This window comes from Streptomyces silvisoli, assembly GCF_029269905.1.
Classification (GTDB): Bacteria; Actinomycetota; Actinomycetes; order Streptomycetales; family Streptomycetaceae; genus Streptantibioticus_A; species Streptantibioticus_A silvisoli_A.
Genome location: NZ_JARJBC010000030.1, coordinates 39,034 through 59,586, shown reverse-complemented (window position 1 = coordinate 59,586; position 20,553 = coordinate 39,034). Strand labels below are relative to the sequence as shown.

The 20,553-nt window shown below is 73.1% G+C and carries 16 protein-coding genes; 12 read left to right on the top strand and 4 right to left on the bottom strand.

Translation table 11 applies throughout. The features are described from left to right. Positions 1 to 88: 88 nt before the first annotated feature. Both P3G67_RS32360 and P3G67_RS32355 read left to right on the top strand, forming a co-directional pair. Complete coding sequence (locus tag P3G67_RS32360; protein WP_276096678.1) at positions 89 to 1,285, top strand: MarP family serine protease; 1,197 nt, start codon at positions 89 to 91, stop codon at positions 1,283 to 1,285. 144 nt (positions 1,286 to 1,429) lie between these two features. Next, entirely contained in the window at positions 1,430 to 2,677 is a 1,248-nt protein-coding gene (locus tag P3G67_RS32355; protein ID WP_276096677.1) for a glycosyltransferase 87 family protein, read from the top strand. Between the two features lie 3 nt (positions 2,678 to 2,680). On the opposite strand, the gene P3G67_RS32350 is transcribed toward P3G67_RS32355, so the two are convergent. Next, a complete protein-coding gene (locus tag P3G67_RS32350; protein WP_276096705.1) occupies positions 2,681 to 3,406 on the bottom strand; it encodes a MerR family transcriptional regulator in 726 nt (241 codons plus the stop codon). Between the two features lie 188 nt (positions 3,407 to 3,594). Here P3G67_RS32350 and P3G67_RS32345 point away from each other — a divergent pair, with 188 nt between their 5' ends. The 6 genes from P3G67_RS32345 (at position 3,595) to P3G67_RS32320 (ending at position 10,264) form a co-directional block, all read left to right on the top strand. Next, positions 3,595 to 3,801 (top strand): hypothetical protein, encoded by a 207-nt coding sequence (locus P3G67_RS32345; RefSeq protein ID WP_269855703.1) that lies wholly within the window; start codon positions 3,595 to 3,597, stop codon positions 3,799 to 3,801. Beyond that, on the top strand, positions 3,798 to 4,727 hold the full coding sequence (locus tag P3G67_RS32340) for a DUF2637 domain-containing protein (RefSeq protein WP_276096676.1): 930 nt from the start codon (positions 3,798 to 3,800) through the stop codon (positions 4,725 to 4,727). Before P3G67_RS32345 ends, P3G67_RS32340 begins: the two co-directional genes overlap by 4 nt. Positions 4,728 to 4,836: 109 nt before the next feature. After that, positions 4,837 to 6,330 carry a flavin-containing monooxygenase gene (locus tag P3G67_RS32335; RefSeq protein WP_276096675.1) on the top strand — a complete coding sequence of 498 codons (1,494 nt, stop codon included), beginning with the start codon at positions 4,837 to 4,839 and terminating at the stop codon, positions 6,328 to 6,330. 40 nt (positions 6,331 to 6,370) lie between these two features. Continuing rightward, complete coding sequence (locus P3G67_RS32330) at positions 6,371 to 7,255, top strand: SDR family oxidoreductase (RefSeq protein ID WP_276096674.1); 885 nt, start codon at positions 6,371 to 6,373, stop codon at positions 7,253 to 7,255. 277 nt (positions 7,256 to 7,532) lie between these two features. Then, complete coding sequence (locus tag P3G67_RS32325; RefSeq protein ID WP_276096673.1) at positions 7,533 to 7,700, top strand: hypothetical protein; 168 nt, start codon at positions 7,533 to 7,535, stop codon at positions 7,698 to 7,700. A 449-nt stretch (positions 7,701 to 8,149) separates the two neighbouring features. Beyond that, positions 8,150 to 10,264 carry an AfsR/SARP family transcriptional regulator gene (locus P3G67_RS32320; protein WP_276096672.1) on the top strand — a complete coding sequence of 705 codons (2,115 nt, stop codon included), beginning with the start codon at positions 8,150 to 8,152 and terminating at the stop codon, positions 10,262 to 10,264. 1 nt (position 10,265) lies between these two features. Here the strand turns inward: P3G67_RS32320 and P3G67_RS32315 are convergent, their stop codons facing one another. Then, positions 10,266 to 13,817: a S41 family peptidase gene (locus P3G67_RS32315; protein WP_391858396.1), complete on the bottom strand. Its 3,552-nt coding sequence runs from the start codon at positions 13,815 to 13,817 to the stop codon at positions 10,266 to 10,268. 129 nt (positions 13,818 to 13,946) lie between these two features. On the opposite strand from P3G67_RS32315, the gene P3G67_RS32310 reads away from it, so the two are divergent. Together P3G67_RS32310 and P3G67_RS32305 are read left to right on the top strand one after the other, a co-directional pair. After that, positions 13,947 to 15,122, top strand: coding sequence for a serine hydrolase domain-containing protein (locus P3G67_RS32310; protein WP_276096671.1), 1,176 nt, complete (start codon positions 13,947 to 13,949; stop codon positions 15,120 to 15,122). A gap of 10 nt (positions 15,123 to 15,132) precedes the next feature. Next, positions 15,133 to 15,300 (top strand): hypothetical protein, encoded by a 168-nt coding sequence (locus tag P3G67_RS32305; RefSeq protein WP_313881734.1) that lies wholly within the window; start codon positions 15,133 to 15,135, stop codon positions 15,298 to 15,300. 138 nt (positions 15,301 to 15,438) lie between these two features. On the opposite strand, the gene P3G67_RS32300 is transcribed toward P3G67_RS32305, so the two are convergent. Together P3G67_RS32300 and P3G67_RS32295 are read right to left on the bottom strand one after the other, a co-directional pair. Then, positions 15,439 to 17,061 (bottom strand): penicillin-binding transpeptidase domain-containing protein, encoded by a 1,623-nt coding sequence (locus tag P3G67_RS32300; RefSeq protein ID WP_276096670.1) that lies wholly within the window; start codon positions 17,059 to 17,061, stop codon positions 15,439 to 15,441. Between the two features lie 175 nt (positions 17,062 to 17,236). Beyond that, a complete protein-coding gene (locus P3G67_RS32295) occupies positions 17,237 to 18,946 on the bottom strand; it encodes a dolichyl-phosphate-mannose--protein mannosyltransferase (protein WP_276096669.1) in 1,710 nt (569 codons plus the stop codon). Between the two features lie 82 nt (positions 18,947 to 19,028). On the opposite strand from P3G67_RS32295, the gene rsmI reads away from it, so the two are divergent. Both rsmI and P3G67_RS32285 read left to right on the top strand, forming a co-directional pair. Beyond that, a complete protein-coding gene (gene rsmI, locus P3G67_RS32290) occupies positions 19,029 to 19,874 on the top strand; it encodes a 16S rRNA (cytidine(1402)-2'-O)-methyltransferase (RefSeq protein ID WP_276096668.1) in 846 nt (281 codons plus the stop codon). A gap of 211 nt (positions 19,875 to 20,085) precedes the next feature. Then, on the top strand, positions 20,086 to 20,553 hold the full coding sequence (locus P3G67_RS32285; RefSeq protein WP_276096667.1) for a hypothetical protein: 468 nt from the start codon (positions 20,086 to 20,088) through the stop codon (positions 20,551 to 20,553).

Here is a 20,553-nt window from a genome sequence, read left to right as displayed (position 1 = left end):
GACATCGACCCGGATCCCTGTGAGACGCGAACCCTGTGAGAAGGGTCGCGAAGGGAACCGCGGGTCGTTCCGTCGCGTTTTCCCCCGTATGAACCTGCTAGACCTGCTGCTCCTGCTGGCAGCCGTCGGCTACGCCGTCTCCGGTTACCGCCGGGGCCTCGTCGCGAGCTGCATCCTGCTGGCCGGGTTTCTCGGTGGTGCGGTGGTCGGTGTGTGGCTGCTGCCCTTCGCCCTGCGGCCGGTCACCGCGGGCACCGCGGCGGCGGCCGTGGTCGCGCTGCTGGTGGTGCTGGTCCCGGCCGGGCTGGGGCACGCCCTGGCCGGTCGGCTGGCCTGGAGGGTGCGGCAGGGCCTGGACTGGGGGCCGGTCCGCTGGGTGGACGGCGTCGGCGGCGCGGCGGCCGGCGCCCTGGCGCTGCTGGCGGTGGCGTGGCTGATGGCGAGTGTGCTGGCCACCGCGCCGATGCCGGCGCTCAGCCAGCAGATCCGCAACTCGACGGTGCTCGGCGCGGTGGACCGGGCGATGCCCGCACAGACCCCGGCATGGTTCAGCCGGGCCACCGACGCGCTGTCCGGAGCGGGCTTCCCGCAGGTGTTCAACCCGTTCGAGAACGAGCCGACCACCAGTGTCCCGGCGCCCTCCGGAGACGCCGTCACCCCCGCGGCGACCGCGGCGGCCAAGCACAGTGTGGTCAAGGTGGTGGGCGTCGCCGACGTGGACGGCGGGGAGCGCGGCCAGGAGGGCAGCGGGTTCGTCTACGCCAGTGACCATGTGATGACCAACGCCCATGTGGTCGCCGGTGTCCAGGAGCCGACCGTGCAGATCGGCGGGGTGGGCCCCAGGTACGACGCGAAGGTCGTGCTGTTCGACCCCAGCACCGACGTGGCGGTGCTGGACGTGCCCGGGCTGCCCGCGCCCGCGCTGTCCTTCGCCGCGCAGGCGCACCGCGGCGGCCCGGCGGTGGTGGCCGGATACCCCGAGGACGGCGGCCTCGACCTGCGGGCGGCAACGGTGGCCAGCCGGATCACCGCCAAGGGCCAGGACATCTACGGCGACAACACCACGACCCGCGACATCTACCAGATCCGCTCCGACGTACGGCACGGCAACTCGGGTGGCCCGCTGCTCACCACCAGCGGCAAGGTCTACGGGGTGGTCTTCGCCCGTTCCACCTCGGACGCGGACACCGGCTACGCACTGACCGCGCAGCAGGTCGCCGCCGACGCCGGCCGTGCCGCGACCGCCACCGAGCCGGTCAGCACCGGAACCCGTGCCGCGCTGTGACCGCTCCCGTCCCGAGCACCGGTCGGAGCAGCGTGCGGCGTCATCGACGCGACGTCGTGCGCTGTTCATCGTATGGTCACCTCAAGGCGGGTCGATACCGGCAGTCTTCCCCGCGGCGGCGGGCGGCGGAGAGGCCTGAGAGCTGTGTGGTGGCGTAGAACGACGGGCGCGGACGGCCGCGGGGCGCTGTGGGCGGTACTGGCCTGGGCGGCGACCCGGGCGGTGCTGCTGCTGGCGCTGCTCGGGGTCTGGCGGTACCCCGGCGACGACGTACGGCCGGACGTGGCCGTCATCTACCACGGCTGGTACGAGCACCTGCTGACCGGCAGCTTCCCGGTCGGCGACGTGACCTGGCAGTACCCGCCCGTGGCGGCGGCCGCCTTCCTGGCCCCGGCCCTGCTGCCGTTCCTGTCCTACGCGTCCGCCTTCTACCTGCTGGCCTGCGCCGCCGACGCGGTGGTGTTCGCCCTGCTGCTGCGGGCCGCCCGCGCCCCGGGCGGTCGGCTGGACGGGGCGTGGCTGTGGATCGTCGGGGTGGCGGTGCTCGGGCCGATCGCGCTGGCCCGCTACGACGTGATGGCGACCGCGGTCGCGGTGGCCGCGCTGCTGGCCGTCGCCCGGTATCCACGGGTGGCCGGGGTGCTGGCCGGGATCGGCGCGATGGTCAAGGTGTGGCCGGTGCTGGTGCTGGCCGGGGTGGCGCGCGGCCGGGCCACTCGCAGGGTGTGGGGGGCCGCGGCGGCCACGGTGGCCGCGCTCGGGCTGGTGTTCCTGGTTTTCACCCGGGGCGCGTTCGCGTTCCTCACCGAGCAGCGGCAACGCGGCATCGAGATCGAGTCGTTGGGCGCGCTGCCCTTCCACGTCGCCCGCTACCTGGGGCTGTGGTCCGGCACGTCCCGGCTGCACTACGGCTCCTTCGAGTTCCTCGGCCCGTATGTGCACACCATGAGCAAGCTGGTGCTGGCCTCGACCGTGCTGGCGTTCGGCTGGCTGGTGTGGTGGCGGCTGAAGGCCCGCGCGTTCGACCAGGCGGTGCTGTACGACGCGGCGTTCACCGCGGTGCTGGTCTTCATCACCACCAGCCGCGTGATCAGCCCGCAGTACCTGATCTGGCTGCTCGGCCTCGGCGGGGTGTGCCTGGCCCACCGGCGCACGGCGCAGCGGCTGCCCATCGGCCTGGTGCTGGTGGCCTGCGTCTTCACCGTGCTGGAGTTCCCGATCGGCTTCGGTCCCGTGGTGCGCAGCAACCTGCCCGGCATCGCCGTGCTGCTGGTCAGGAACGGTCTGCTGCTGGTGGCGAGCGTATGGGCGTGCCGGCAGCTGTGGCGCGGCACCGCGCCGCCGCGGATCCAGGCGGCGCAGCCGAGGCGCGTGGAGCGGGTAACCGCCTGACGCTCAGGGGCTGTTGGGGTTGCGCTGGTGCAGCCAGTCGTCGAGTTCGGCGCGCACCCGGCGGTCCATGGCCATCGACAGCTCGGCGTCCACCACGGTCTTCGCCAGCGGCCGCAGCCGGTCCAGCGCCTCGGCCAGCCGGGTCGCACCACCGGGTGGCAGCCCTTCGCAGCCCTCCGCGACCGGGTCGATGACGTGCCTGCGGATCAGCACGGTGAAAAGGTCGGCCAGCGCGTCGACCCGCGCCCGTACCTCGCGGCCCGCCGCCAGCACCGCCGACAGCGGCACGCCTTCGCGGACCAGTGCGGCCGAGGCGTCCAGCAGGCGGCGGCTGACGTGCACCATGTGCTCGCCGTCCACGCCGAGGTAGCCCAACTCGACCGCGCTGGCGAGGTTGTCCGCGGTGACCTCGGCGCCGAAGGAGCCGGCCAGTTCGCCGCGCGTCAGCCGCACCGGGGTCTCCTGCGACCAGGGGGCGGCGATGGCGTTCTCCAGGCCGAGCAGTTCGCCCACGTCCCGGCCGTTCTCCCAGGCGGCCAGCAGTTCGGCGATGCCGCCCAGCGTGTGCCCGCGCTCCAGCAGCGCGGCGATGGTGCGCAGCCGGGTCAGGTGTGCCTCGGAGTACCAGGCGATCCGCCCCTCGCGGCGCGGTGCCGGAAGCAGCTTGCGCTCACGGTAGAAGCGCAGCGTCCGCACGCTGATCCCGGCCTCCTCGGCCAGCTCCGGCATCCGGTACTCGCGTCCGGCCCGCCGCTTACCGCCGGTTGACTCCTCCACGTCGGCCAGCTTACGGCCGCGGCACGCGCACCCCGGCCGCCTCGCGTGCGGTCTGGTTATCGGGGTGCGCGGATGCGACGGGTTGGACAATTCACCCAGGTGGTCCAAATCCCCGCATACGCTGCCTCGTTGGTGGGTGCGTGACGACAGAATGCCTGCGGGGCACAGCGGCCGGTCGCCGCGACGAGAGGGTAGAGGCGTCTCTTCGCTACGGGGGATGGGGCCTGCCCGGGGCGGTGGACTACGAGCACAGCGCCGATCTGCTGGAGGAGTTGTTCGGGGTGCTGGACGGGCTGCAGGGCGAGTTCGTCCGCCGCTACGGCGTGGCGCCGGGTGGGCGCCCGTGAGGGGGTACCGGGCCGCTCCCGGTGAGGGATGGGACACGGCCGAGGTGTCGTACGGGACGGCCCATGACACCTCGTACGGCAGCCCGTACGGCGCCTCGTACGGTGTGCCGCAGGGGTACGGTGCCGCCTCGACGTACCGGATGCCGCACGACGAACCGTCCTACCAGGCGTCCTACCAGACCGGTTACGAGCCGTCCTTCGAGGCGCCCTACGCCGCGCCCGTCGAACCGTCCTTCGAGGCACCGTACTTCGACCCCAGAACGCTGGACGGGCAGGACCTGTCCGGTACCGAAGTCTTCGACGGCACATGGGACTTCGACGCCGGACTGGCCCAACTCCTCCAGGACGCCGCGCCCGAGGACGACGACGCCGAACTGGACGACGACTACGTCGAGTCGGCGCCCCCGGTCATCCCCCGGCAGCGCGGCGCCCGCCGCCGGCCGGGCCGGGTGATCCGGCTCGTCCAGCAACTGCGGGACAAGCGCCCCAAGCCGTTCCCCTGGCTGAGGGTGCTCAGCCTCGTCATCGCCGCGGCCACCGCCGCGATCGTCGCCATGCTGAGTGTCCTGGGAGGAGTCATCTCCTACGATCCGCTGCGCCGTCTCGCTTCCCCCGACGCGCCGGAGGGCGTCGTCGCCCTGTGGCCCCTGCTGGTCTACGGGCCGTGGATGGTCGGTTCGCTGTCGATTCTGCGGGCCGCCGTGCACCGGCGCCGCGCCGGGCACTCCTGGGCGGTGGTGGTCATGTTCTCCGCCATCGCGGTGTACCTGTGCGTGGCGCACGCGCCAAGGACCGTGCTGGGCATGGCGGTTGCCGGGCTGCCGCCGGTCACCGCCCTGGTCTCGTTCCACCAGCTCGTCCGCCAGATCACCCTCACCAACCCGCCGCGGCACGCGCTGCCCCGGCAGCGGCACGGTCGCGGCTGATCCGGTGCGCGCCAACCCCTACCGCCGGTAACGCGACTGCTCTACCCTCCGAACTGTGCCAGTGATTGCTGGCGCGATGCGGTGAGCGGTACGGGCAGGAGGCAGCGGCATGGCCGAGCGCGAGCACACCCGGGTGGCGGTGATCGGATCCGGCTTCGGCGGGTTGGGGGCGGGGGTGCGGCTGCGCCGCGAGGGCGTCACCGACTTCGTCATCCTGGAGCGGGCCGACGCGGTCGGCGGCACCTGGCGGGACAACGACTACCCGGGGTGCGCCTGCGACGTACCGTCGCACCTGTACTCGTTCTCCTTCGCGCCCAACTCGGCCTGGCCGCGCGCCTTCTCCGGGCAGCCGCACATCCGCGCCTACCTGGAGCGGGTCGCCGACACCTTCGGGCTCCGCCCGCACCTGAGGTTCGACTCCGAGGTGCTGCGGGCCCGTTGGAACGCCGAGGCGGCGCACTGGGAGCTGCGCACGACCAGTGGTGAGCGCACCGCCGACGTGCTGATATCCGCCACCGGCCCGCTGTCCGACCCGAAGGTCCCGGACATCCCGGGACTGCCGGACTTCCCCGGCCGGGTCTTCCACTCCGCGCGCTGGGACCATGACTTCGACCTCGACGGCAAGCGGGTCGCGGTGGTCGGCACCGGCGCCTCCGCCATCCAGATCGTGCCGTCCATCCAGCCCCGGGTGCGCCGGCTGACCGTCGTGCAGCGCACCCCGCCGTGGGTCATGCCGCGCATGGACCGGGGCATCAACGCCGTGGAGCAGTGGCTGCACCACACCGTCCCGGCCACCCACCGGGCGCGCCGTGGACTGCTCTGGCTGATCAGGGAGTTCCAGGTCGGCGCGTTCGTCAAACGGCCGGAACTGATGCGGGCCACCGAGCAGATCGCCAGAGCCCACATCCGCCGGGCGATCAAGGATCCGGCGCTACGGGCCAGGCTCACCCCCGACTACACCATCGGCTGCAAGCGCATCCTGCTGTCCAACGACTACTATCCGGCGCTCGCCCGGCCCAACACCGAGGTGGTCGCCTCGGCGCTCACCGAGGTGCGCGGTTCGCGCGTCGTCACCGCCGACGGCACCGAACGCGAGGTGGACGCCATCGTGTTCGGCACCGGCTTCCACGTCACGGACATGCCGATCGCGGACCGGGTGATCGGCGCCGAGGGGCGGACGCTGGCCGAGCACTGGAAGGACGGGATGGCCGCGCTGCGCGGCAGCACGGTCGACGGCTTCCCCAACCTGCTGCTGATCATCGGGCCCAACACCGGTCTGGGCAACAGCTCGATGATCCTGATGATCGAGTCCACGCTGAACTACATCGCGGACTACCTGCGCACCCTGGACCGCACCGGTGCCGCCGCGCTGGACGCCCGGCCGCGGGCGGTGCGCGCCTGGAACGAGGCGTTGCAGCGGCGGATGGGCCGCACGGTGTGGAACAGCGGCGGCTGCACCAGCTGGTACCTCGACGCGGCGGGCCGCAACACCACGGTCTGGCCCGGCACCACGGCCGAGTTCCGGCGCGCCACCCGGGAGGTACGCCTGGCGGAGTACGAGGTGCTGCGAGCGCCGGTGCCAGCGGAAGGGGCAGGGGTGTGACGGGCGTCACCAACTCGACGTGGAAGCAGGGGGATGTGCGATGAGCGGACCGATCAGGGGTCAGGTCGTGGTGGTCACCGGTGCGGCGCGCGGGGTCGGCGCGTCGCTGGCCCGAAAGCTGGCGGCGCGCGGTGCGCGGTTGGCGCTGGTCGGGCTGGAGCCCGCCGAACTTGCCGAGGTCGCCGGTGACTTGGGGCCGGAAGGCGCCGCGTGGGAGGCGGACGTCACCGACGGCGAGACGATGGCCCGGGTGGCAGGCGAGATCGTCGCCCGCTACGGCCGGGTGGACACCGTGGTGGCCAACGCGGGGATCGCCACCGGGGGGCCGTTCCTGGACGCGGATCCGGTCTCGTTCGACCGGGTCATCGAGGTGAACCTGCTGGGCAGTGTCGCCACGGCGCGGGCCTTCCTGCCCGCGCTGGTGGCCTCGCGCGGCTACTACCTGCAGATAGCGTCGCTGGCGGCGCTGTCCCCGGCGCCGATGATGGCCGCGTACTGCGCCAGCAAGGCGGGCGCCGAGGCGTTCGCCCACAGCCTGCGGGCCGAAGTGGCCCACCAGGGCGTCAGGGTGGGAGTCGGCTATCTGAGCTGGACGGACACCGACATGGTGCGCGGCGCTGATCAGGACGCGGTACTACGGGAGTTGCGGGCGAGGCTCCCGTGGCCGCTGAACCGCACGTATCCGCTCGGCCCGGCCGTCGACCGCATCGCCGCCGGCGTGGAACGCCGCGCCCCGCATGTGTACGGCCAGTGGTGGCTACGCGGAATGCAGGCGGTACGGGGGTGTCTTCCCGGGCTGGTGGCGACGGTGGGCCAACGCGAAGTGCGGCGCGCCGAGGAGCGGTTGCGCGCCGTACCGCAGCCCCGCCGCGGCCTGGTCGGCCCCGGCGGCCAGGCCGACGAGACACATCGCGCCCGGCACTGAACCGCGCTTCGCCGGACGGCCGCTTTCTGGTGGCGTCCGCCGCGACCCCGCGGGTCCACGCCGTGGCGGCTTGGGGTGGAGGCACGAAAAGCGCTACAACTCGGGCCCCGGAGCGCGGGATTCCTTGGCAGTGCGTGAAGGGTCGGTAAATCCTTCGCGAAGCGCAGGCCAACCAGCGGAAAAATCTCCAGGCGCGCAGATGAAACCGTGATGTTACGCGCGGTGACCGTTCCAGGATGCGGGGGAGAGGCGGGCGTGCTTCGCTGGAGTCGTGGGGATGCGCGAGCGGGTCCGTGAGAAGGTCGCCGAAGTTGTGCGTCGGCGGCCGGCGCGGTGTGCGCGGGGAGCGGATCCGGCGGTGGAGGACCGCGAGGTCCGCGGAGCCGGTGAGAGGTATCCGGAGCAGGAGGTGCTGGACGACCTCCAGGACCGGTTCGACTGCTGAGTCGTATACGGAGAAGGGCGCGTCCCCCCACGGGCGCGCCCTTCCCCCTTTCTGATTCCGCCCTGCCGGAATCAGCCGGATCGTCGGGCCGGCGGCCGCAGGCCCGGCGCTGGTACGAGACGGGCTGTCGCCACCACGACCGCACGCGATCGCTGACGCGGGTAGGCGACCGCGTGCGGGGTCGGTGGCTGACGCACCGTCATATCCCGTAGCGGCCGGGAGGCTTGGCCCCCACGGGAATCCGGCGACACGCACTCTGCCGCACCGCCATGACGGCCCGCTGACTGCTGGCTGACGCGACCCTGACACGCTGCGTAGTCGCCGGACCGTGTTAAGGGTGTGTCGCGATCCGCACCGACACCATGCTTGGCGGAAAAGGCGAGGTTTTCACCGCATCCCCACAAGGCAGGATGGTGCCGGATGGCTGACCTCATCCGGTGGGGACGCATATGACGACAGAAGCTGTGTACTTCGGCCTGCTCGGGCCGCTGGACATTCGGTATGCCGCGCGGCAGATCCCGCTCGGGGCCGGGCGACAGCGATCCGTGCTGGCGTTGTTGCTGCTGCAGACCAATCAGGAGGTGACCGTTGAGAGTTTAATCAAGCGACTCTGGGACGGGGAACCCCCTGGCGGCGCACGCAACGCCGTGCAGGCCTACGTGGCACGGCTGCGCCGGACGCTGCGCGAGGCCACCGGTACCGACCAGCTGATCCGCAGCGGACCGGGCGGATACGCGCTCACCGCCCCCGACGACACCGTCGACCTCACCCGCTTCCGCTCCCTGACCGCGACCGCCGAGCGCGCCCTGGTCCGCGGTGAACTCGCCCTGGCCGCCCGCAACTTCACCGAGTCGCTGAGCCTGTGGCGGGGTGCGGCGCTGCAGGACGTGCCGTGCGAGACGCTGCAACGGGACGAGGCGCCCGCGCTGGAGGACGAGCGGCTGCACGTCGTGGAGCGGCTGTGCGACCTGGACCTGATGCAGGGTGCCGCCGCCAACGCCCTGTCGGTGCTGCGCGGGGTGGTCGCCGAACGCCCGCTGCGCGAACGCCCGTGGTGCCAGCTGATCACAGCGCTGTACCAGTGCGGCCGCCGCGCCGAGGCGCTCACCGCGTACCACGACGTCGCCCAACTCCTCTACGCCGAACTGGCCGTTGAGCCTGGCCCCGATCTACGCGCAGTGCACCAGTGCCTGCTGGACGACGTGGACATCGAGTGGCCGCCGCCGCGCGACCGAATGCCCCAGGCCCGCCCGGCCGCCCAGGCCCCCTGGGCCGAGCCGCGGCAACTGCCCTGCGGACCCGCCGAGTTAGCGGGCCGGGAGGCGACCGAGGAACAGGCCGTCCGGCTGCTCAGCACTCCCACGGCGGCCGGGACGGTACCGGTGGTGGTGCTCACCGGAGCGCCCGGCTGCGGCAAGACCGCCCTGGCCGTACGGGTCGCGCACCGGCTGGCCGCCAGGTTCCCGGACGGGCAGATGTTCCTGCCGCTCACCGCGCCGGACGGCTCGCCGCGCGACCCGGACGACCTGCTCGCCGACGCGCTGCACGCCACCGGGCTGCCCACCGGCGACGGCCAGGGCTGTGTACCGCCCGGGTCGACGGCCCGCTCCTCGCTGCTGCGGGCCCGGCTGGCCGGGCGCCGGGTGCTGCTGGTCCTGGACGACGCCGGCGACCCGGCGCAGGTCACCCCGCTGCTGCCGGGCGAGCCGGGCTGCGCGGTGCTGGTCACCGCGCGCACCGAACTGTCCGAACTGACCGCCTTCCACGGCGCCCACCGGATGCCGCTGGACTGCCTGGAACCGGATGGCGCACTGGACCTGCTGGCCCAGATCGTCGGCCGCGACCGGGTCGCCACCGAACCCGAGGCGGCCGCCGAACTCGCCGCCGAGTGCGGCCACCTGCCGCTCGCCCTGTGCGCCGCCGCGGCCAATCTGGCGAGCCACCGCTTCTCGTCCTTCCGCAGCTACGCCAACCGGCTGCGGGCCGGCGACCGGCTCACCCTGCTCTCGCTGGGCGGCGGCGGCTGCGCGGTGCGCAGCGCCTTCGAGCACTCCTACCGGGCCCTGCCCGCCCCCGCCCGGCGGCTGTTCCGGCTGCTGGGGGCCGCCGACCTGCCGGAGACCGGCATCGAGGCGGTGGCCGCGCTCGCCGACCTGCCGGTGGAGGAGATCACCGGACACGCCCAGCGGCTGTCCGCCGCCCATCTGGTCATCGAGAGCGCACACGGCCGACTGCGGCTGCCCGGACTGCTGCGCGACTACGCGGCCGAGCGGGCCCGCACCGAGGACGACCCGGCGCAGCTGCGGGCCGCCCGCGCCCGGCTGGTGTGCTGGTACGCCTCACGCACCGCCGCCGCGGTGCGCGCCTGCCTGACCGTGCCGCGCAGAGCCTCCGCGCCCTTCAGCGGATCCCAACAGGCGGGTGAGTGGCTGGAGTCGGAGGCCGTGAACCTCACTGCGCTGGCCCGCTGGACCGACGGCCAGGGACCGCAGGACGCCGCCGTGCTGTTTCCCGAGGGGGCGCTGTGCCGCTCCCCGGACGCGGGCTCCGACGGCGCGGCGTGAACTACCGCGGGGGCAGCGGCGGACGGCTGCGGTCGGGACGCCCGGAGAGGTCCGGCGGGGTGGCCGGCGGATGCTTCTCCAGCAGGTCCAGCGCGGTGCGCACGGCCACCGCCAGCTGCGAGGAGCGGCCCTCGGCCCAGTCCAGCGGAGTGCGCAGCGCCTCGATGTCCGGGGCGACGCCGCCGTTCTCGATCCCCCAGCCGTACCCCTCGAACCAGGCGGCGTTCATCGGCACGGTGATCACCGTGCCGTCGATCAGCCGGTGGCGGCCGGTCATGCCGACCACTCCGCCCCAGGTGCGGGTGCCGACCACCGGTCCGAGGGCCAGCTGCTTGAAAGCGGCGGTGATCATGTCGCCGTCGGAGGAGGTCGCCTCGTCGGCGAGTGCCACGATCGGTCCGCGCGGGGCGTTGCTGGCGTAGCTCACCGGCTGGGCGCCCCGGGTCAGGTCCCAGCCGAGGATCTTTCGGGTCAGCTTCTCGATCACCAACTCGCTGATGTTGCCGCCCGCGTTGCCCCGTACGTCCACGATCAGCGCGGGCCGGGAGACCTCCATCCGCAGGTCGCGGTTGAACTGCGCCCAGCCGGAACCGCCCATGTCCGGGATGTGCAGATAGCCGCACCGGCCGCCGCTCAACTCCCGTACCACCGCACGGCGTTTGGCCACCCAGTCCTGGTAGCGCAGGGGGCGCTCGTCGATCAGCGGCGCCACCGCGACCCGGCGGGACGGCCCGTCGGATCCCCGCGGCGGGGCGAACGTCAGCTCCACGGTGGTTCCGCCCGCCCCCGCCAGCAGCGGATAGGGGCCGGTCAGCGGGTCCACCGGGCGACCGTCGACATGGGTGAGCACCGCGCCCGCGCGCACCCCGGTACCGGCCAGCGGTGACCGCGCCTTGGAGTCCGAGGACTCACCCGGCAGGATCCGCCGGATCGACCACGAACCGTCCTTGTCGTGCTGGAAGTTGGCGCCCAGCAGCCCCATCGGCCGCTGGTAGTGCGGCGGTCCCTCGTTGCGCCGGGCGGCGGTGCAGTACGCGTGCGAGGTGCCGAGCTCACCGAGGATCTCCCGCAGCAGATCGGCGAACTCCTCGGGGGACGCGACCCGTTCGACCAGCGGGCGGTACTGGTCGAGCACCGCGGGCCAGTCGATGCCGCACATGTCGGGCGCCCAGAAGTAGTCCCGGATGATCCGCCCGGCCTCCTGGTACGCCTGCCGCCACTCGGCGGCCGGGTTCACCTCGTGCAGGATGCGGCGCATGTCGAGCAGGACCGTCGAGTCGTCGTCACCCCGCTCGTACGCCGGGACGACGGCGAGGTCCCCGTCGTCGTACACCACGAGACGGCGGCCGTCGCCGCTGACCGCGTACCAGTCCATGTGCCGCAGCAACTCGGTGCGCCGGGTCCGGAACAGGTCGAAGTACTCCAACGTCGGCCGCGGCGACGGGTCGGCGGGGTTGGCGAAGGTCTCGCCCAGCGCACCGGAGATCGGCCAGCGCAGCCAGACCAGTCCGCCGCGCACCGGGGAGAGCGAGGAGTACTTCGACGCCGCGACCGGGAACGGCGTCACCCGGTTCGGCAGCCCCTCCGCCTCCACCACGACCGGCCCCTCGGTGCCGTCGACCGCGTCCAGGCCGCCGGTGATCGGCCGCCCCTCGACCGGCAGCGCGAACGGCGACGGCGTCGCGGAGTTGAGCGGGACCAGGTAGGGGCGGCAGCCCAGCGGGAAGGACAGGTCGCCGGTGTGCACGTCGTATACCGGGTCGAAGCCGCGCCAGGACAGGAACGCCAGATAGCGGCCGTCCCGGGTGAAGACCGGACCCTCGTCCTCGAAGCGGCCGTTGGTGACGTCGATGATGGTGCCGCTCGTCAGGTTGGCGATCCTGATCTGCCGCAGCGTGCGGCCGATGCCCGGGTGCGACCAGGCCAGCCAGGCCGAGTCGGGCGAGAACGCCAGGTCGCGCACCGGCCCGTTGTCGGAGCGCACCAGCTCCACCACGGTCCCCGCCGGCACGGTGCGCGGCGGCTCCTCGGGCGGCAGCGTGTCGTCCACGTCCGTGCTGGTGCCACGGGGCTCGGCGGCGCCGGACGCCACCAGCAGCAGCCGTCCGTCGTGCGAGGCGACGGCGAGGACGGCGCCGTCCGGCGAGGCCACCAACTCGTGCACCCGTCCCAACTCGCCCTGCGCCAGCCGCCGTTCCTGGGTGTCCACCGGCGGCCGGGCCGGTTCCTCGGCGTCGGCCGCGGTGCCGTCGGCGGACGGGGCCGGGGGGTCCGCGGGGGCGGCGCGCTCCGCGGCGTGGCGGGCGATGTCGTCCGCTTTCGTGGTGTCGTTCGCGCCGGGCGCGGTGCGTGAGGGGGCGGCGCGCTCGCGGCTGCCCGTGCCGAGGGGCTCGTCGAACGCCTCCGGGCTGGTCGGGACCGCGCCGGTGATCCCGGAGACGGCGGCGAAGCGGACCGCGCGGCCGGGCAGGTCGGCGATCCCGATGGCGTCCTCGCCGCCCGTGTCCGAGACGAAGGCCACCCGCCCGGTGTCGCCCAGCATCACCGGCAGCCGCACCCGGGAGCCGGGCCGGTCGACGATGGTGCGCGCCGGGCCGTCCCGGTGGGTGAGCCAGTACAGGCTGCCGCGTACGCACACCGCGCTGGCCCGCCCGGTGGTGTCGCACGCCAGCCCGGTGAGGTGGGCGGCGGCCGGGACCTGGTACGGGCGGCGGCCGTTGCGCGCCCCGCCCAGCCGTACGTCCAGCCGGCGAGGCGTCCCCGCGGGATCCGTGAGGTCCTCGGCCAGCCACAGCCTGCCCGCGCACTGGTAGACCACCCGCCGGCCGTCGGTCGACGCGTTGCGGGCGTAGAACTGCGCGTGGTCGGTGTGCCGCCGCAGGTCGGAGCCGTCCGGCAGGCACGAGTACAGGTTGCCCACGCCCTCGTGGTCGGAGAGGAAGGCGATCCGCCCGGCCACGAACATCGGGCAGTCCAGGTGGCCGTGCAGTTCCGGCAGCAGCCGGGCGCCCTGGAGCCACAGCCGCCCCGTCGCGCCGCCCCGGTACCGCTTCCAGGACGCCGGTTCGTGCGGGGGAGTGCCGTTCAGGATCAGGGTGAGGTGCTCGCCGTCCAGGTCGGCGACCGCGATGTCGGAGACCTGCCCCCATGGGAGCCGTCTGCCGGGCGAGCCGTCCGTGGTGATCGCGTAGGCCCAGGAGAAGTGCGAGAACGGCTGCCCGTGCGAGGAGACGGCCAGGATCCGCCCGTCCGGTGTCCAGGAGCACACCCGGGCGTCCGGGCTGCCCCAGTACGTCAGCCGGCGCGCCGGTCCGCCGTCCACCGGCACCAGGTGCACCTCGGGGTCCAGGCTGCGCCAGGTGGTGAACGCGATGGTGGAGCCGTCCGGGGAGAACCGGGGGTGCCCCAGCCGGGTGCGGTCCGCGGTGATCCGCCAGGCCCGTTCCGGGACGTCCCCGGCGGCGGGCAACGGCGCCACCCACAGGTCGTCCTCGGCGACGAAGCACAGCAGGTCGCCGTGCAGGTGGGGGAACCTGATATATGCGTCGTCCATCACGACTGTCACGTTTTCCATGGTTCTGGGAGGGATTGCGGAGGGCAACTTTTGGCGCCGGTCATGGGCCGTGCACCATGGGGGAGACGGTCTGAAGGAGCACGGTCGGGGCAGGAGCGGGAGCGGGCAGTGGTGGAGGTCCACGGGACGGTGGCGGACGGCTTCGAGCCGGTCCGGGAGGCGTTCCGAGAGGGGTTCGAGCGGCGCGGGGAGCGGGGAGCGGCGGTGGCCGTCCACCTGGGCGGCCGTCTGGTGGTCGATCTGTGGGCCGGTGCCGCGCGGGCCGACGAGCCCGAGGGGCCGCGATGGGAGCGCGACACCGCGCAGATCATCCGGTCCGCGGGCAAGGGCCCGGCCGCCGCCTGCCTGCTTCTGCTGCACCAGCGCGGCCAACTGGACCTCGACGCGCCCGTGGGCAGCTACTGGCCGGAGTTCAAGGCGGCGGGCAAGGAGCGCGCCCTGGTGCGCCATCTGCTCACCCACCGCGTCGGGGTGCCCGCGCTGGACACCCCGCTCACCGTCGCCCAGGCCCTGGACGGGATCAGCGGGCCGCGCGCGGTCGCCGCCCAGCGCCCGCAGTGGGAGCCGGGCAGCGAGCACGGCTACCACGCGCAGACGTTCAGCTGGCTGCTGGGCGAACTGGTGCTACGGGCCACCGGCCGCACCCTCGGCCAGTGGTTCGCCCAGGAGATCGGCCGCCCGCTCGGCCTCGACCTGTGGTTCGGCCTGCCGCCGCGGCAGGCGGCACGGGTCGGCCGGATCGCCGCCGTACCGGCCCCGTCCGCACCGGCCGCGGCGGGTCTGCGCACCCGGCCGAAACGATCCGTCGCCGAGGCGTACGCCGACCCCGAGTCGCTGACCCGGCGCGCCTTCGAGGCGATATCCGTCCCTGTGGACGAGAACGAACCGGCGTACCAGGCAGGCGAGTTGGCGGCCTCCAACGCGATCGCCACCGCCCGCTCGCTCTCCCGCTGCTACGCGGCGCTGGCCACCGGCGTGGACGGCGGACGACCGCTGTTCACCCCGGCTACGCTGACCGCCGCCCGGTCCCCGGAGTCCGACGGCCCGGACCGGGTGCTGGTGGTCAACACCCGGTTCGGTCACGGCTTCATGCTGCACGGCCCGTCCTGCCCGCTGCTGGCCCCCGGCTCCTTCGGCCACCCCGGGCGGGGCGGTTCGCTGGGCTTCGCCGACCCCGAGTCGGGCATCGCCTTCGGCTACGTCACAGGCGGCCTGCAGAAGTCGGTGACCGCGGACCCGCGGGCGCAGGCCCTGGTACGGGCGTTGCGCTCCTGCCTACGCTGAGTCCACGGCGATGCGCCCGGTACGGGGTGCTGGTCCCCGGCGCGGCAAGGGCATCGGCGCGGCCGTCGCCCGCCATGGCGCGGCCGAGGGCGCCGCGGTCCCCGTGACCGGCCGCAACCCGGACCGGGCGGAGCGGACCGCCGCCGCGTCGGCGGTGTGGCGTACGGCTGCGACGTGACGGACTAGAAGGCGGTAACGGCCGCCCTGGCGTTGGCGGTTGCACGCTTCGGCTCACTCGACGTCCTGCGCCGCCGAGGCGCTGCGCCGGGCGGCGGAGCACTGTCCGCAGGGCCGGGTCGGCACACCGGAGGACAGATCAGCTCGCGGACAGCAGCGCCGCCACGATCTTCCCCGCGAACTTGTAGCCCTCGCCGGTGTTCGGCACCACCGCCGCCGCGGCGACATCGTCGCGGTAGGCCAGGAACCAGCTGTTGGGCTTGGTCTGGCCGTCCACCTCCGCGGTGCCGGTCTTGGCGCCCACGTCACCGCCGAGCTGGCCCACGGTCGGCGCGGCGGTGCCCTGCCGGGCGGTGAGCACCATCATCGAACGCAGCGCGGCGTCGACCGACGCGGGCAACTGCTGCGGCGCCTGCGCGATCTGCCGGTTGTCCACCGAGGTGGGAACGATGACCGGCTGGTGGAACGCCCCGGACTTGGCGGTGGCCGCGACCGACGCCATGTCCAGCGGGCTCACCTGGACCTGGCCCTGGCCGATCATGGTCATCGCCTTCTCCGAGCCGGTGCCCACCGGCACCTTGCCGTCCCAGGAGGGCACGCCCGTCGACCAGTTGAGGCCGAGGCCGAACACGTCGTGCGCCTCGTTCTCCACCGCGCCGTCCGGCAGCACGTTCGCCGTGGAGATGAAGGCGGTGTTGCAGGAGGCCGCGAAGTCCTGGGCGAAGGTGGCCTTGTCGATCTGCATGCCCTCCACGTTGTGGAAGCTTCGGCCGCCGTACGAGATGGTCTTCGGGCAGTCCAGCGGCGTACCGGGGGTGACCTTGCCGGTGGTCAGCAGGGTGGACGCGGTGATCACCTTGAAGGTGGAGCCGGGCGCGTAGGTGCCCAGCAGCGCCTTGTCGTAGCCGCCCGCCGGGTTGTTGGCGACGGCGAGTACGTCGCCGGTGCTCGGCTGGATCGCCACCACCGCGGCGTCCGGGCCCTGGGTGGTGACCGACTTCTCCGCCTGCGCCTGGAGGGCGGCGTCGATGGTGGTCCTCAGCGGCTTGCCCGGCTTGCCCTGGGAGAGCGGGTGCAGCGAGGCGCCCGGCTTGCCGTCGGCGCCCTTGATCCGGATGTCCATCCCCGGGGTGCCCTGCATCGTGCTGCCGTAGCGGGTCTGCAGCTCGCTGAGGATTCCGGCCAGCGACGGGTACTTGGCGGCGGTCAGCGCCGTGCCGTTGCGGTCGACGGCGGTGAGCGGCGGCGGAGTGCTGGACGGGGCGGCCTCCAGGCTCTGACCCGAGGCCAGCTTGGGGTTGAGCACCGTGGGCGCCCACTTGACGACCGGCTTTCCGGAGGCGTCCCGCACCACGGTCAGTGCCGAGTCGTAGTCCCACGCGGAGTCCTGCCCGTCGTAGGAGACTCCGGCGCGCACCGAGAACGGGACGCGGGTGCCGGTGGCCGGCTTGTCCGCCAGCGTCAACCTGCTGACGTGCAGATCACTTCGATAGGAGGTCAGCTGGGCGGTCGCCTGGGCGCTGTCGTCGGTCAGCGCGGCGGCCTTGGCGACGTCGCCGGAGGCCCACGCGGCCAGGAAGTCGTGCGCGGTGCTCCGCACTTCGGCCGCCGACGGGGGAGCGGTCACCTTCGGTACCGGCGAGGCGTCGGCCGTCGGCTTGCTGGACACGCTGTGAAACAGGTCGTACCCGCCGAACCCGACCGCCGCGAGCACCACCGCGATCGCACCACCGATCACGACGCCCTTCGTCGCTCCCTGCACCTGACCCTCCCCAACTCGTCGCCTCCGCACCAACCGTCGAGGAGCGTGACGCGGGGGCACTCTATGACACAGATGTGTCCATGGGGTCAAGATTCCACAACCGGACGCAATCACTCAGTCACGCTTGGGCCGTAACCTCTCGAATCGCCCATGTCCGGCAGACCACTTGAAACCCTCAGATCCACGTGTCCAGCCACATCCGCGCCCGCCACGCGTCCATCGGGATCGTCATACCGGTGTACAGCGGGAAGAAGTAGATGAAGTTCCAGATGATCAGCAGCACCAGTGTGCCCGCGCCCACCGCGCCCCACATGCGGCGCCGTTCGGTCGCCCCTGCCGGACCCAGCAGCGCGCCCACCATCATGGCCACCGCCAGGCACAGGAACGGCACGAACACCACCGCGTAGAACAGGAAGATGGTCCGCTCCTGGTAGTTGAACCACGGCAGGTACCCGGCCGCCACCCCGCACAGGACCGCGCCCGCCCGCCAGTCGCGCCGCAGCGCCCAGCGGAACAGCAGGAAGAGCAGCGCGAAACAAGCCGCCCACCACAGCAGCGGGGTGCCCAGCGCCAGCACCTCACGGGCACAACCACCGGGCGCCGTACAGCCGTTCTGGCCGAGCTTGGGCGACTCGTAGAAGTACGACACCGGGCGGCCCAGCACCAGCCAGCTCCACGGATTGGACTGGTAGGTGTGCGGCTGCGTCAGGTGGATGTTGAAGTCGTACACCTGGTGCTGGTAGTGCCACAGCGAGCGCAGCGGCGCCGGGATCCACGACCAGGTGCCGCCGCGGCCGTCCGCCCAGTGCCTGAAGTAGCCGTTGCCGGTGGCGAACCAGCCGGTCCACGAGGCGAGATAGGTGGCCAGCGCCACCGGCACCAACGAGCAGAACGCCGGGACGGCGTCGCGGCGCAGCATCGCCCGGTACGGGTGCCGGGCGCCCGCCACCCGGCGCGCACCCGTGTCCCACAGCACCGTCATGATTCCGAACGCCACCAGGTACGGCGCGCCGTTCCACTTCGTCGCGCAGGCCAGGCCGAGCAGTACGCCCGCGGCGATCCGCCACGGCCGCCAGCCCAGCCCGGCATCGGCCGCCACCTCGCCGTTCGGGCGGCCGTCCGGCGGCAGCGCGGCCGCCAGCCGCGCCCGGGCGGCGTCCCGGTCGATCAGCAGCGCGCCGAACGCGGCCAGCACCCAGAACATCGCGATCAGGTCGAGCAACGAGGTGCGGCTCATCACGAACTGCAGCCCGTCCACCGCCATCAGCCCACCGGCCAGGCAGCCGAGCGCGGTGGAGCGCAGCAGCCGCCGACCGATCCGGCACAGCATGAACACCGACACCGTGCCGAGCACGGCGACCGAGAAGCGCCAGCCGAACGGTGTCAGCCCGAAGAGCCACTCGCCGAGCGCGATCACCCACTTGCCCATCGGCGGATGCACCACGTACGACGGGTCCAGGCCCAGCGGGATGCGCTGTGGATGGCCGAGGATCAACTGGTTGGCGTTGTCCGGCCAGGCGCCCTCGTAGCCGTGCTGCAGCAGCGCCCACGCGTCCTTGGCGTAGTACGTCTCGTCGAATATCACCGCGCGCGGGCTGCCCAGGTGCCAGAAGCGCAGGGCGCCCGCCAGCAGTGCGACGAGCAGTGGCCCGGCCCAGCCGGACCAGCGGGCCAGCCGGTCGGCCAGCGCCGGGGTGAGTCCGATGGCCTGCCAGAGCCTGGTCCCGGGGGCGGGGAACGGGTCGATCAGCCGCTCCCGGGCGGACCGCTGCCCGCTCCCGGCGTACCCGAACCGCCGCAGGCGTCGCGCCCACGGACTCGGCGCCTCGGGCGCGGGACTCGCGCCCGGGGGCGGTGCGGCGTCTGTCGCGGTGTCACTGCTCACCGAGCCATCGTAGGGAAGCCCCCTGGGGAAATCGCCCTCCCGCCCACCCGTGTGGCCGTGCGGGTAGGGGAGACTGGGGCGCGTGAGCGGAACACTCGTACTGGCCGGAACCCCCATCGGCGACCCGGAGGACGCGCCGCCGCGGCTCGCCGCGGAACTGGCGTCGGCCGATGTGATCGCCGCCGAGGACACCCGGCGGCTGCGCCGGCTGACCGCCGCGCTGGGGGTCACCCCGGCCGGGCGGATCGTCTCGTACTTCGAGGGCAACGAGGCCGCCCGCACCCCGGAGCTCGTCGACGCCCTCGCCGAGGGCAGCCGCGTGCTGCTGGTCACCGACGCCGGAATGCCGTCCGTCTCCGACCCCGGCTACCGCCTGGTGGCCGCCGCCGTGGAGCGCGACATCCGGGTCACCGCGGTACCCGGGCCGTCGGCCGTACTGACCGCGCTGGCGCTGTCCGGTCTGCCGGTGGACCGGTTCTGCTTCGAGGGCTTCCCGCCGCGCAAGTCCGGTGAGCGGCTGTCCCGGCTGCGCGAGGTCGCGGACGAGCGCCGCACGCTGGTGTACTTCGAGGCCCCGCACCGGCTGGCCGACACCCTCACCGCGATGGCCGAGGCGTTCGGGGCGGACCGCCGCGCCGCCGTCTGCCGCGAGCTGACCAAGACCTACGAGGAGGTCAGGCGCGGCCCGCTGAGGGACCTCGCCGCCTGGGCCGCCGACGGCGTACGCGGCGAGATCACCGTCGTCGTCGCGGGCGCCCCTGCCCCCTCTCCGCAGGAACTCGACCCCGCGGAACTGGCCCGCCGGGTCGCCGTACGCGAGTCCGCCGGCGAGGCCCGCAAGGCCGCCATCGCCGCCGTCGCCACCGAGGCCTCAGTGCCGAAGCGACAGGTGTTCGACGCCGTCGTGGCCGCGAAAACCGCCCGCTGACCAGCACTCACGTCAGCGCGTCACAAGTCGCGGTAAAGGTCTAACGTGGACGGGTAAAGGGGCTGAGCCCTATCGGCGGCACAGCCCACAATCACCCCAAATCTGGCTCAAGAGACGGGAACCACTACTGCGCCCCGCCAGCAGGAGGCGTTCGCTGGTAGTGGGAAAGTCCCGCTCCGGACACCCTGTCCGGAGGGCATCAGGAGCTGCCATGAGCGAGGCCATAGGCACCCCGTACGGAGGACCCGCCACCGGACCGGCGTCGGCCGAGACGGTTCACGAGGCCTATTCGTTCGCGTGCCTGCGCTGCGGGCACGGCTGGGAGCAGTCGTACGAGATAGTGCACAACACCGACGAGAACGGTCGCACCACCGTCACCTACTACGCGGGCAGCAGGCGGGTGCCCTCGCCGCTGACCCATCCGGCCTGCCAGAACTGCGGCGGCCACACGGTCCGCATCATGCGGTCCGGGCGGGTTTCCGGCGCCCGCCGCTGGGATCCGATGATCCTGCCCTTCCCCGAGCAGCACGAACGGCACGACGCCGCCTACGAACCCGGCGGGCCGCAATCCACCGCCCCCGGCGATTCGACGGCCAGGCCGCGCCACCACTGGCGCCTCGCCGACCTGCTCCACCTCTTCCACCGCGGCCACGGCCGAGGCCGGGACCGCGCGGCCTGA

Excerpts from the sequence above, each read along its gene's own strand:
- P3G67_RS32305 (WP_313881734.1), top strand. The coding sequence starts at position 15,133 with ATGCGCCCGGTACGGGGTGCTGGTCCCCGGCGCGGCAAGGGCATCGGC.
- P3G67_RS32325 (WP_276096673.1), top strand. The coding sequence starts at position 7,533 with ATGCGCGAGCGGGTCCGTGAGAAGGTCGCCGAAGTTGTGCGTCGGCGG.
- P3G67_RS32315 (WP_391858396.1), bottom strand. The coding sequence starts at position 13,817 with ATGGACGACGCATATATCAGGTTCCCCCACCTGCACGGCGACCTGCTG.
- P3G67_RS32360 (WP_276096678.1), top strand. The coding sequence starts at position 89 with ATGAACCTGCTAGACCTGCTGCTCCTGCTGGCAGCCGTCGGCTACGCC.
- P3G67_RS32335 (WP_276096675.1), top strand. The coding sequence starts at position 4,837 with ATGGCCGAGCGCGAGCACACCCGGGTGGCGGTGATCGGATCCGGCTTC.
- P3G67_RS32320 (WP_276096672.1), top strand. The coding sequence starts at position 8,150 with ATGACGACAGAAGCTGTGTACTTCGGCCTGCTCGGGCCGCTGGACATT.
- P3G67_RS32330 (WP_276096674.1), top strand. The coding sequence starts at position 6,371 with ATGAGCGGACCGATCAGGGGTCAGGTCGTGGTGGTCACCGGTGCGGCG.
- P3G67_RS32350 (WP_276096705.1), bottom strand. The coding sequence starts at position 3,406 with ATGCCGGAGCTGGCCGAGGAGGCCGGGATCAGCGTGCGGACGCTGCGC.
- P3G67_RS32285 (WP_276096667.1), top strand. The coding sequence starts at position 20,086 with ATGAGCGAGGCCATAGGCACCCCGTACGGAGGACCCGCCACCGGACCG.